Here is an 11,604-nt window from a genome sequence, read left to right as displayed (position 1 = left end):
CCGATCGAGTCGACCTTCGCCACCGTCAGGCTGCGGACGAAGGTCACCAGGGGCCACGGGTCGAAGGCAGCCGGGCTGGCGATGGCGTTCAAGCTGATCGAGTCCGCGCAGCGCCGCTGGCGGATGGTCAACGCACCTCACCTGGTCGCGCTCGTCCGCGCCGGGTCGGCCTTCGTCAACGGCAAGCTCGTCGAACGGCCCGAGGAGGAGGCAACCGAGGCGGCCCAGCCGGAAGCCGCCTAAAGATCTTGATCCACAGGTATTGACAATTACTCGGCCGCACCACCGAGGGCCTGTATGCCCGGGTCACCCAGCGGCTGCTGGCCATGGCCGCCTGCATCTGGCACAACTGGACCACCGGCGAACCCGTCAAACGATCGCTGATCGCCTTCGACAACTGAACCCATAAGGAATCACTCATCTAGGGGGCGATGTCCTGAAGGTCGAGGACGTTGAGGTTGAATTCGAGACCGGCGACGTACTGCCTGGGCGGGTGCACAGGTGTTCCCCTACAGCTGACTTGGCTTTGATCGACGTTCCCAGGTCCGGTATCGGTCCCATCATCCCGCGTGCGGACCGGGCAAGGGTAGGGGAGGCGTGGCGGAACCCGTACCGGCCGAGCCTCAGCCATGCATTCCTTAGCGGGACTGTTGACGCTGTGCCTATCGCGTACAAGTGTGAGGGCGGGGACTCCATCGAAGCAATGCAACTTGGGTGCGTCCAGGATCTCGGGAATTACGCCGGCTACTCGGGGAGTCCTATCGAAAGCGGCGGGTCAGACGGACCGCTGACGTGTAGGCACTGGCACGTCACATATTGCTTTTCGCATATCTCTGGCCCTGAAGGTCGCTCCCTTCTCTCTGAGTACTGGAGCGCGGCGGGGCTATGTTCATGGAAGACTGGCAATAAGCCCGGGGCCTATCTCCGCTGAGTTCATACCGGAAGACTCTGAGTAGCAGGCCGCCTCGCGCTCGGTGCATCACTCGGCCGGAGGTCATGCGCTCTGCCGGGGCGTTCAGTCGTGGACGTCCATGGTGTCGGCGGGGCTCAGTATTCTCAAGGCCTCCAACGACTAGAATTACGGCAGAAGACAGTATGCGACTCAGGGAGGCGGGAGATGGCGCGCGCAGACCTTCTTCTCGACCTCGTGGAGGCCGAGCGCCGTGGCGACCGGGCTCGCTTTCGTGTCCTCGTAGAGGCAGTGATCGCCGAGGAGCGTGCCAACCAGCATCATCTGCTCGCTGACCGGCTGTCTGAGCTGATCACCACGACGGGGCAGGGCACAGTCCGCGATGACCGGGCTGCGGCCCTTCGTGACCTGGTACAGGAAGTCGTACCGAACCGTCGACTGGGGGACCTCGAACTCGCAGCGGTTCCGCGGCGGGTAGTCGCAGAGCTGATCGAGGAGCAGAAGCGCGCGGACCTGTTGCGAAGCTACGGGATCGAACCGCGTAACCGACTGCTGCTGTCTGGACCGCCTGGTAACGGGAAGACGAGCGTTGCGGAGGCCATCGCCTCTGAGTTGATGCTGCCTTTCTATGTGATCCGCTACGAGGGTGTAGTCTCCAGCTTCCTGGGCGAAACCGCTGCACGGCTCGACAACGCCTTCGAGTTCGCTCGTACCCGCCGCTGTGTTCTGTTCTTCGATGAACTCGACACCGTCGCCAAGGAGCGGTCGGACGAGCACGAGACCGGCGAAATCAAGCGTGTCGTCTCGACGCTGCTGCTCCAGATCGACAAACTCCCGGCTCATGTGATCCTCGTGGGCGCGACTAATCACGGCGAACTGCTGGATCGGGCTGCGTGGCGACGCTTCCAAATTCGTGCCGAACTCGAGCCCCCCAGCCGCGCTCAAGCCACTCAATTCCTGGAGCGGCTCGCCGCGCGATTGGGCGGCGACCTTGGCTTCGCTCCACGAACCCTGGCTGACAAACTGGCTGGGGCGAGCTTTGCCGAGCTGGAAGAGTTTGCGCTCGATGTGCGCCGCCGGGCGGTGCTGGAGTTGCCGGACAGCAATCCGCGGAGGATCGTTCAGGAGCGCCTGGAACACTGGCGCGGTCAGGCGGCAGAGTGACCGAGGAGAGCCGGCCGCTCCTGGCCTTTGGCCCGCCCGTGGTCGGCAGCCGTCCCGCGCAGCCTTCACGCGACATGCCGCGCCTATCGAGACCAACCGCCGGGCGTCAGGGAGAGCGGCTGACGCCCGAGTTCCGCGAGCTGGCTGCGGCGTTCGACGCAGAACGGGCAAGGCTGGCAACTGACACACCCGACGAGGTGGACCCCGCCTTGGTTGTTGTGTTTGACCTCGTCGGCAGCATTAAGGATTTCTGTAACGCGATCGACCAGATCGACGGCTTGGAGTTCCTGTCCGAACTGATCGGCGATCGCGCTGACCCTGATGACGACTTCTACATGACCGAACGGGGCAGAGGTCGCACCGATAGCACGGTACCGCACTCGCTGTACCTGGTCATGACAAATGCCCGGGCGATCGATGAGCTGATGCGGCTATTCGACCTTTGGCAGCAGGACCAGTCTGTGACCTTCCGGCACGGTTTGGGGAAGTTCAAGACGGCATTCGAGCAGTTGTCCGCGATCCGCCGGTGGGGACCGGAGGACCGCATCCGGCAAACCGGGCTGCGGGATCGCTGGCAGGAAACCCTTGATGTCGTCGGCCAGTCGGTCAGCTTCGTTACGGTCGAAGTCGAGCTGTGGTACCGCCACGATGCGGGACAGCGCACGGAGGCTGAGTCACGCGTGGAGCGGATCGTCGGCGACAGCGGCGGGCGTATTCTCGACCGCTCCCAGATTGGTGACATCGGTTATCACGCGCTCCTGGCGGAACTGCCCATCCAGCAGGTCCAGTCTGTCCTTAGCAGCGGAGCGGGGTCTATCCGGTTGCTCACGACTGATGAGGTCATGTTCGTCAGCCCGTTCATACCGATGAGCGTCGCGCCGCCCACGCTTGAACCCGTCACGGAGGTACGACTGCCTCACGGGGAGCGAGTGGACGGGCTTCCTCGAATCGCACTGCTGGACGGCTTGCCGCTCGCGAACCATGACGCCCTGGCGGGCAGGCTGGCGATAGACGACCCCGACGGGCTGGCCGAGGACTACCCGGTGTATTCGCGGAACCATGGAACCGCGATGGCGTCTCTCATCATCCACGGCGACCTATCTGCCCGCGGCGAACCGCTGGACCGACCCCTGTATGTACGGCCCATCATGCGTCCCCATGAGTTCGCCAGCGGATACGAGCAGGTCCTCCCGAATCGGCTGTTCACCGACCTGCTTCACCGAGCCGTCAAGCGACTGGTGGAGGGAGAGGGGGGCTCAGACCCGATCGCTCCCAGCGTCCGAATCGTTAACCTCTCGATCGGCGCGCAGGCCCGAGCGCTCGTACGGAGGATGAGTCCGGTAGGTCGCCTGCTCGACTGGCTGGCCTACTCGTACAACCTGCTGTTCGTCGTCAGCGCCGGCAACCACTCTTATGAAATAACGATCCCCGCCGAGGTGGCAGACGACGCGACTGCCGCGCGCTCGGCGGTGACTCGCGCTGTTTACGATGCGGCCCTCCTCCGGGGCATTCTGCCTCCAGGCGACGCCATCAACGCCCTGACCGTCGGAGCGACCCACGATGACGGGCTCGGCGACGTCGATCTGCCGGGCACTGTATGGGACATCACGGACCCCGGCGCGCCCGCCCACTACAGCGCCACTGGTCCTGGTGTGGATCGCTCGGTCAAACCAGACCTTCACCACATCGGAGGCCGAGCACTCTACACCCGCCCCGTCCTCCAGCCGGGAAGCAATGTTGTCAGCGTCGCGCTCGCACGCACTGAAGCGACCGGGCCTGGCCTCCAGGTCGCCGCTCCAGGAAGAGCGGGCGCAACCAACACCAGTGTCTTTACCACGGGCACAAGCAACGCCACTGCATTGGTCAGCCGCGAGGCTAGTCACCTGTTCGACATCCTCGATGCCAAAGCTTCCGACTCCGACGACGCGCCGCTTCCGGACGCTCAGTATCATCCCCTACTCGTTCGAGCGCTCCTAGCACACGCCAGCGACTGGGGCCAGTGGGGAGCCAGGCTTCGCCAAGAACTCGGCCTCGACAACCAGCAGGCACGTCGCCACCTCACCGCGCTTCTGGGGTACGGAGGCCTCGACACGGCACGGCTTGGGACAGCCGCGACGAACCGGGCCGTCCTCGTCGCCGGAGGCCATATCGCTCGCAACGAACGCCACACCTACGAGTTCCCGTTGCCGCCGTCGCTCAGGTCCCGCGCGGAATGGCACCGTTTCACAATCACCCTCGCCTACATGGCCCCTACTATCGGCCGCCTCACGCGATACCGCAATGCCAAGGTTTACTTCGCCACCCCCGACACCAACCTTGCCGCTGGAGAGCGGATAGACGCCGAACACAATAGCGTCAGGCGGGGTAGTCTCCAGCAGGAGATCATCGATGGAACGCGGGCAATGGTGTTCGGAGATGCTGAGACCTTCCCCATTCACATCGAGTGCATGGACGACGCCCAACGACTACGAGCCGGGAAGACGGTCCGCTACGCCCTTGTCGTATCCGTCGAGACCTCCGCCGAGACCTCAACGACTATCCACGAGGAAATAGGCGCGAGACTACGCCAAAGGGCCCGCGATCGTGCCCGTGGACGCGCGCAAAGCTAACCGCTTGCACCCATTGCAAGAAAGTGCGTACCTCCGCTGCCGCGCTGACGTGTTTGAGTCGCGGATCCGTGAGCTTCTGGCGGCGTATCCGGCGATGTCGGCGACGGTGATCGCGGAGCGGGTCGGCTGGGAGCGAGGGCTGACGGGTTTTGAGGGACCGGGCGCGGGAGCTGCGCCCGGCTTACCTGCCGGCGGACACGGCCAGCCGGACCGCCTATGGTCCGGGCAAGGTGGCGCGAACGATTTCCGGTTCCTGCCGGGTCAGATAAATCCGTTCGATCATGCTCGTGATCTTGCTCTATAATGCGGCCATGCTGATTGGAGTCCGATAACGGCGAGGTCTTGGTGGGCGCTGACAATGGGGTGGTGTGTGAGCACCGCAATCGGACTTTTCTAAGTCCGTGGGAATCGCTCCGTAAATACGTCTGCACCGACTGCAGTGCCGTCATGACTTGTGCTTGCGACGAAGATATTGCCATCTATGTATCCCCCTACCAGGCTGGGCGTGGTCGTGACCAGCGGACGCACGACGAAGTGCTGGTAACTCATCCGCTGGTGCCGGGTCTCTGCCACGAATGCCGAGGCGAAGTTCCCCCGGCTTATCCGAGGGCGGCGCATCGCGGAGCTTCGAGCAAAATCCAGCGTTACTACTGGCACGAAATCTGGAAGGAAACGCAGCTCGAGCTTCTAGCCTGGTGCCGCACAAATGACGTGCCCCTATTTGGGGATGATGGCAGGCCGCGGCTCCTGTACTACCGCCGGGAGCACGCTGAAGCCTATAAAGCTATCCAAGCCGCGGTGATCGACCGATGGAAGAAAATACACGAGGAGAATCCTCGGTATGACTTTACGCAGCCGTCGGACGCAGACGTTATCAAGTCGTGCGAGGTGGTCGTCGAGGAGATTGACGCTTGCTACCTCGTCCCATCACCCGGTCATGTGCTGGTCCTCCCGCTCAACGCCACCGATCCAGCCGCTGCGGTGCAGGTTGAGGAGTTCGTCGCTCAAAGGATCCGCAGTGAAGGCCGGGAAGTCATGTTCTGCGAGAGTCGGCCCTTCCAGGCTCTCTACGGCAGCCTTATGTGGCTGTGGGTTCAGTCACCGAGTGATTCGAGGCTACGGCCATCGGGGTTCGGCGGACGGGACGGCGTAGGAGCCGACGAACGCGGCATGATCTGGACGCTGCTACCGCACGACTTCGGAAGCCCTGCCCATGCAGTTCGGCGTGGTGGGGCGCTTCAAGCTCACATCGACACGCTTCCAGACGATATAGACGACATGCTGTGGGCCTACAACTACTGGCAAGGACCGTCGCGGGCCCTGCGGCAATACCTGTGGGCATACACGGACGAAGACCAAGAACGGGGCCGAACGCTGATCGAGGTTCTTGGCCCACAACGCATCAAGCAGATTATGCGCTACCTGGCCGAGGACTATTGGAGCCGCTACTTGGGTTGGCCGGACCTCGCCTCATGGCGCGAAGGGCCTGACGGCCGCGTGGACGTTGAGTTTGTTGAGGTGAAGTCCAGCAGTGACAAGCTCAGCGACGACCAGCGCTCGTGGATTGAGGGCAACCACAAGCACCTACGGCTGCCCTTCCACATCGCGAAGGTTCACCGAAAGCAACGACTCGCGGTCGCGTAGCCGTAACAGCTATGCCGGGTACTTGTCCGTGAAGTTGCCGACGCCTTCGATCATCGCCTTAACGGCTGCCTCGTCATAGTCGCCATAGTTCCCGTGGGCGGCAGCGTTGCGGATCGCCAGCCAGGCCGTCACCTGTTTGGCGTCCAGACCGTTGTAGACCCCGGCCGCCTTCAGATCGGCGTTCACTCCGTCCGTTTTCTTCGTGGCGCCGCTCGGCAGTTGGACGCTTATGCCGTGCTTCGTCGCCAGCGCCTTCATGTGGACCTCAAGAGACGTGCCCGCGATAACGGCGGCCGGGTCCTTGTACCCTTGCTCGTTTAGACCAGCCGCCATCTCCAGGTATCCGGCGTAAGTGTCGGCGTGGGCCAGCTCGACGACCGGCGTCAGCCAGCCGGCGGCGATGTCGTCGCGAAGCGCATCGGCGATCGCCCTCAACTCAGGCAGCTTGAGGTGCCAGGCCCTAGCTCTAACCGAGTCAACCGACTTGGCGTAGACGCTTCCGGGTGACGTCAGACGATCGAGGGCAGCTTCGAGCCGGGTCGTCAGTTTCGGGGCCTCGGGCTTCAGGTCCGACAGGTCCTCGTACCTCGACCGCGCCTTCAGTCTGTCGTACTCCCCGATCAAGAGGTCAAGCTGCTCTAGAGCCTTGTCAGCTGCCGTCATGACTCCGAAGGTTAGCGCAGGCGGATCGAACAAGCGAACGGCTTTAGGTAGGTTCTAGTGGCTCGTGGCGAGGCCAGGAACTAGGGAGAGCTAGCCCGCTCGATCGAGGCGTGTCAGTCGGCTGTGCCTGCTGGCACCCCTTTGGCGTCTTCACCCTTTCCGTTCTCGAGCCAGGCGAACGAGTTCTCCACCGCGCCCTCTTCAGTCCCCAGGATCCGGAGGCTGACACGGATCAGAGCGTAGAGGTGGTCTACCCAGGTAGCCGCGAACTCCGTGTTCCCGCCGGTATTGAGGGACAGGCCAGGGATTAGGTGTCCTCCGTGCAGGACGTTGAGGCACCGCTCCATCGCGTGCTTCTCGACAGACCACCACTCCGAGTGCGAGACGCCGCTGGCCATGTAGTACACCTGCCGGTAGAGGTCGAGGAGTCCACACTCTTCGGCCATCGCCCGGATCGACTTCCCAGCCGCGAAGGAGTCTCTGGTATCGACGATGCGCTCGTCGAGCACCTCGCTGTTGCGGCTGAGCGCCTTCAGTTCCTCCACCGCGGCCTCGAAGTCAGGTTGCCGCGCCTCGGAGGGCAGTTCGTCCAGGATCCGCGCGTACAGCTTGGCCTTTCCGGCCCCGTAGTCTTGGAAGGCGCGGTAGATCGACGGGTCCTGCTGCGCCATCCACATAATGTAGATGCGCACCTCCACGAGCATCCGAGTGATGTACGCGCCGTGCTCCATGCACCACAGATCAGGAGCACCAAGCGCTGCGATCACGTCGCGTCCTGCGCGGGCGACCAACCCGGATATGACCTCCTGCTGTTCGTGGTCGTACAAGCGGGAAGGCGACGTCTCGAGCGCCTCCACGTAGCTGGACAGCAGGTCCATCGCGAGTCGGCGAAGATGGGCACCATCTCCTGGCATGGTGCCAGGACCAGGAGATTCCTTTCGCACCGACTCTTCTGTCACTGCCGTGTCCTCCTCGTGATCGTGCGCGCCAGCCTGAGTCTCGCTTTGCCTCAAGCAGCGCGTGAACATGGAGTTGGCCCCCCAGAACACCCTGGCCCACTTGATCGCGTCCGCGAAGCGGTCTTGGTCCGCGTGTAGTACCAACTTCCTGCGGGCGCCCCACATAGCTCGTACGGCCGAGTCGGCACGGGCGCGTGTCCCGGGGGCCGACGGATATGTCCTGAGCAGCTCGATCGTCTCGGCGTCGGACCTGAAGGTGCCCGCCTGGACGGCGCTCCAGATCCAGAGGCACTTGATGACGGCCTCACGGTGTCCGTCCGAGAGCACCTCTAGGACCGCCCGGGCGAGAAAGTCGATCTGGTTCTGTTCGGGAGGGGCTGCCTCTCGGCCTGTTAGCGATGCGGCGGGGCGGAGCGGGTAGGAATCGAGCGCGACTGCTACGGCCTCGGGAAGCAGGCCAGCTTCCTTGGCCCGCCTTCTGGCGGAGGCCATCGCTTCCGGGATCTGGGCCGCCAGCCGGTCGAGGCTTGTCAACCTTCCGTCAAGGCACTCGGCAAGGAATACGGGTTCGGCCTTCCCGGCGAGGTCGGCCTGCACTGCCTTCTGCCAGCGCAGGAACCGGTGGCCTTCAGCAGTCCCGAGTTCAGACAGAACCAAGACCGGCCACAGCAGGTCCGGTAGGTCGTCCCGGACCCAGTCCCCGAGATGCAGGACTCCGGTCGCCGAGAGCGGCGACCGGTAGATGCGGCCTTTCCTGACGTGGCCAGCAAGCGGACCGAACTTCTCGTTAGGGCTGGGAACTCTCGCGCGCGTCCGCGGCTCCCGCCTGGGTGGAGTTTCTGGCAAGGCCCCTGCCGGTAATGAGTCGATCTCTGTGGCTATTTTCGCGGTCCCGTGGCATGCAGGCTAACTCGTGAGGCGGCGGATTGCTTCTGCAAGTACGACGACCTCGGAGGGAACTTGTGCCGGGTCTGGGTTGTCTCCAGTGAAGGGCAGTCTCCGGACCGCGGCGGGGACGAGGGATGGCTTCTGTTTGGTGACGCCGAACGTTGTCTCCAGGTTCTCCGGGAACTCGGTCAGCTCTCCGCCTTGGCGCGTGCGGACCGCCTCGCGTACCGCTTGCGCCTTCGCCAGGGCGTCCGGTTTAGACGAGTCGGCGTCCATGACAGCCAGGTACTTCAGGCCGAGTTCCGCGCAGAACCACACGTAGTCGGGCAGGTTGTCGCGGCTGCCGCAGTCGGTCACCGCGATGTTGCGCCGCCGCAGGTCGATGCTCATGCGCTCGGCGAGCGTCAAGATCGCCTCGACGTCGTCTTGACCCTCGCACAAGATGGCGCGCCAGGCGAACGGGAGCCGTTCGTTACCCTTGGCCGCCAGTTTCCGGGCCATCTTGACCCGGCAAGCCTCATCGACCGGCCACGCCCTCGTGGCGTTCTTCTCATCTCGGTCCAGCCGGACAAGTTGGACCCGGGACGCGTCGCGGAGGGGCAGCAGTTCCGCCGAGTGGGTGATCAGCAGGAACTGGGCGGGCGCGCTAAGCAGGTGTGCGCCGACCTGGCGCTGCAGGCTGGGGTGCAGTCCCACCGCCGGTTCGTCCAGTACGACGACCGACGCGGAGGGTTCGCCGAGCACCGACGCCAAGACGAGGGCCTCCCACGCGCCAGCGCCGGCGAACTCGATCGGTACCTCGGGATCGAGATCTCCGGGCCTGGTGCTGGAGTTGACGGTGACCCAGATTGCAGGCACCTGGACGGTGGTGCTTCCCTGCCCGTCCTGGGCCGGCTGCTGGATCTGGATCAAGCGGACCTCGCATGCCCGTCCTTGAGTGAACTCGGTGAACAGGCTCCTGATCCGCTGGTAGCGTGCGCGATCGGAGGGGTCTCCGTTCTTCAGCCGCAGCAGGAGTTCCGGCAGCCGTGCCTCGGCGCCGCCGTTCAGGGCCAGCTCCGATGAGGACCAGCTGACCCCGCCCGACGGCAACAGCCTGGTGTCGCTGGTCTGTACCAGGGCCTGGCGGAACATGAGCCGCAGCACGGTGGCCAGGCTCACCATCCGGCCGCCGCCAGGGGCTATCAGCGGCAGCCCGGTCATTTCCGCGAAGCGCCGCTGTGATCCTGACGGCCTGGCTGACAGGTCAAAGGTGCAGCTCATCGTGGACAGGTCGGGCTTCGGAAGCAGGTCGAGGAGCTGGAAGCCGCCCGGAACGGGGATTTTTGGACTGGGCGGCGGGGTGGAGCTTCCCGTGATGCGGGTGGCTACGTCGCTGCCCTGGTCGGCGGTAAGGGCGTCCGCGTCGAATATGGCACCCGACTGCAGGCCCAGCAATACCCACCGATACCTGTGCTCGGCCTGGTCGTGGCTGAGCGCGGTGAACTCGTAGGCGCACTGCCACCGGCCATCTTGCGTTCCCGGGTGGCTGGTGACGATCTCGCCTTCCATGAGCGGCAGCAGCTTGTCCTCGGTGATCTCCGCCTCGGCCCACGCGTCGATCTCGGCGATATTCGGGACCTGCCGACGGGCGGTTATCGCGCCCGTGACCATGCCCCGGACGAACTCGGTCACCAACTCCCGCTCAGCGGGGCTTGTCAGCCGCACGGCGACGCGGGCCTCTAGGCCCGCCGCCTGCGAACCGGCATGACGCGCCGCGAGGAACGCGGCCAGCAGTCGGTCCACATCGCCAGCGCCCCCGTCAGCGCTCTCGACGGCGCGCAAGCAGATGGCCAGCAGACGGGTCATATTACTCTTGCCCGCACCGTTCGGCCCTACGACGAACGTGACCTGCTCACTAAGGTCCAGCGCGAACCGGTCGAAGGACAGCACGCCCGCTCCAGACAGTGACGTTATCCGCACGCGCTGAGTCTACGGACTTGGCAAGGAACCATCGTCCCGGATTCCGTTGGACGTCCGGGAGACGCGGGTGTTGCCAGGCAAGCGGCGTAGCGACGCGTGCCCGCCAACTGCAGCGTAAAGGCTTACCAGTGCGCCATGTCAGCCCCGTAGGCAGAATATTCGTCCAGGACCCCCGATACGCCGTATAGCACCATAGTCCCGGTATCGCGGAGCGCCCCTCGGCAACGACCGCAAGATCGAGTGCTCCTGGACGGACGCGCGGCTGGCGGACAGGCGATGTGTCCTCACAAGCGCCACATCAGATGATTACAGTGTCCTCAATTGTCAGCCTGCGGAAGGGGCGAGCGTTTGAGGATCCGTGGTGTGCTGGCCTGGCAGACACGCTCGCAAAACTGCCGGTCAAAGCTCCACGGTGTCCTCGATCGTCAATGTGCGACCCGTGCGGGTGTTTGCAGATCCGGCAGTTGCTGCTATACCAGCACAAACCCCGAACATACCGCGAGGGTCACCGCGGACCCGGAACGGCATGTGCTGACCGGGCATCCGGTACGGGCGTGATCCCGCTATCCGCGCCGGAGCCGGGAATTTGGCCACCAGGATCGCACAAAGTGTCCAAAGTGGCACTCGCGGGACTCGAGTGACGTCAGGGAAACAGCCCGCAGCCCCGCCGCAGCCCCGCCGCAGCAGGGCCCGGCCGGGCCAGGCCGGGTCGGGCGGGTCGGCGGCGCCGCGGGCCGCGTAAGCCCTTGTCTCGGCCCGCAGGGCTACCGCGTTGTCCTTGCGGATCTTCGGGCGGCTTGACCGG

At 64.4% G+C, this 11,604-nt stretch carries 6 protein-coding genes and 3 pseudogenes; 6 read left to right on the top strand and 3 right to left on the bottom strand.

Features of this window, described 5'->3' with window-relative positions; all coding sequences use genetic code 11:
- From Q1N79_RS26345 to Q1N79_RS26320, 6 genes and pseudogenes are all read left to right on the top strand, one after another.
- A pseudogene (locus tag Q1N79_RS26345) lies at positions 1–243 on the top strand (IS256 family transposase); the annotation flags it as partial.
- A 32-nt stretch (positions 244–275) separates the two neighbouring features.
- Positions 276–401, top strand: a pseudogene (locus Q1N79_RS26340) (IS982 family transposase); the annotation flags it as partial.
- Positions 402–1,117: 716 nt separating this feature from the next.
- A complete protein-coding gene (locus tag Q1N79_RS26335) occupies positions 1,118–2,074 on the top strand; it encodes an AAA family ATPase (protein ID WP_300613548.1) in 957 nt (318 codons plus the stop codon).
- Positions 2,071–4,683: a S8 family peptidase gene (locus Q1N79_RS26330; protein WP_300613546.1), complete on the top strand. Its 2,613-nt coding sequence runs from the start codon at positions 2,071–2,073 to the stop codon at positions 4,681–4,683. Before Q1N79_RS26335 ends, Q1N79_RS26330 begins: the two co-directional genes overlap by 4 nt.
- Before the next feature lie 55 nt (positions 4,684–4,738).
- A pseudogene (locus tag Q1N79_RS26325) lies at positions 4,739–4,942 on the top strand (IS21 family transposase); the annotation flags it as partial.
- Positions 4,943–5,028: 86 nt separating this feature from the next.
- Positions 5,029–6,327, top strand: a complete 1,299-nt coding sequence (locus Q1N79_RS26320; protein WP_300613544.1) for a VRR-NUC domain-containing protein — start codon at positions 5,029–5,031, stop codon at positions 6,325–6,327.
- Between the two features lie 9 nt (positions 6,328–6,336).
- Here the strand turns inward: Q1N79_RS26320 and Q1N79_RS26315 are convergent, their stop codons facing one another.
- The 3 genes from Q1N79_RS26315 to Q1N79_RS26305 form a co-directional block, all read right to left on the bottom strand.
- Positions 6,337–6,990, bottom strand: coding sequence for a hypothetical protein (locus tag Q1N79_RS26315; RefSeq protein WP_300613542.1), 654 nt, complete (start codon positions 6,988–6,990; stop codon positions 6,337–6,339).
- A 113-nt stretch (positions 6,991–7,103) separates the two neighbouring features.
- The gene (locus Q1N79_RS26310) at positions 7,104–8,795 is read right to left on the bottom strand and encodes a DUF5677 domain-containing protein (RefSeq protein ID WP_300613540.1); all 1,692 of its coding nucleotides are present in this window, start codon (positions 8,793–8,795) and stop codon (positions 7,104–7,106) included.
- 60 nt (positions 8,796–8,855) lie between these two features.
- Complete coding sequence (locus Q1N79_RS26305; RefSeq protein ID WP_300613538.1) at positions 8,856–10,799, bottom strand: AAA family ATPase; 1,944 nt, start codon at positions 10,797–10,799, stop codon at positions 8,856–8,858.
- Positions 10,800–11,604: the final 805 nt, after the last annotated feature.

Source organism: Trebonia sp. (assembly GCF_030042015.1).
Lineage (GTDB): Bacteria > Actinomycetota > Actinomycetes > Streptosporangiales > Streptosporangiaceae > Trebonia.
The sequence above is the reverse complement of the archived record's forward strand: the minus strand, read 5'-3'. Positions and strand labels throughout refer to the sequence as shown.